At 69.6% G+C, this 721-nt stretch carries 1 protein-coding gene; it reads left to right on the top strand.

The window, feature by feature from the left end; genetic code table 11:
- Positions 1 to 721 (top strand): trans-sulfuration enzyme family protein (locus AC1DWF_RS34375; RefSeq protein ID WP_476842960.1); only part of this gene is annotated, 721 nt, incomplete at both ends.

Here is a 721-nt window from a genome sequence, read left to right on the forward strand (position 1 = left end):
GCCTGATGGCGACCGGCATGGCCGCGGTCCATTCCGCGCTGCTGTCCCATCTCAAGACCGGCGACCGCCTGGTCGCCTCCCGCGCCCTCTTCGGCTCCTGCCACTGGATCGTGAGCACGCTGCTGCCGCGCTACGGCATCGAGGCCGAGTTCGTCGACGGCTCCGACCTCGACCAGTGGAAGAAGGCGCTCAGCAAGCCGGCCGCGATGGTGCTGCTGGAGACGCCGTCCAACCCCATGCTGGAGCTGGTGGACCTCCCGGCCGTCGCCAAGCTGGCGCACGCCGCCGGCGCGCTGGTCGTGGTGGACAACGTCTTCGCCACGCCGCTGCTGCAGCGCCCGCTGGAGCAGGGCGCCGACATCGTCGTCTACTCCACCACCAAGCACATGGACGGCCAGGGCCGCACGCTCGGCGGCGCCGTGCTCGGCCCGAAGAAGTGGGTGGAGGAGACGCTGATGCCCTTCATCCGCAACACCGGCCCCGCCATGTCGCCCTTCACCGCCTGGGTGGTTCTGAAGGGGCTCGAGACGCTGAAGCTGCGCGTCGACCAGATGTGCCGCAACGCGGCCGCCATCGCCGACTTCCTCTCGGAGCGAGCCGAGATCGCGAAGGTGCTCTATCCCTTCCGCCCCGACCATCCGCAGCATGCGCTGGCGGTGAAGCAGATGTCGGGCGGCGGCACGCTGGTGACCTTCGACATCCGGGGCGGCAAGGAGGAAAC

This window comes from Aminobacter sp. P4_D5, from assembly GCF_056401815.1.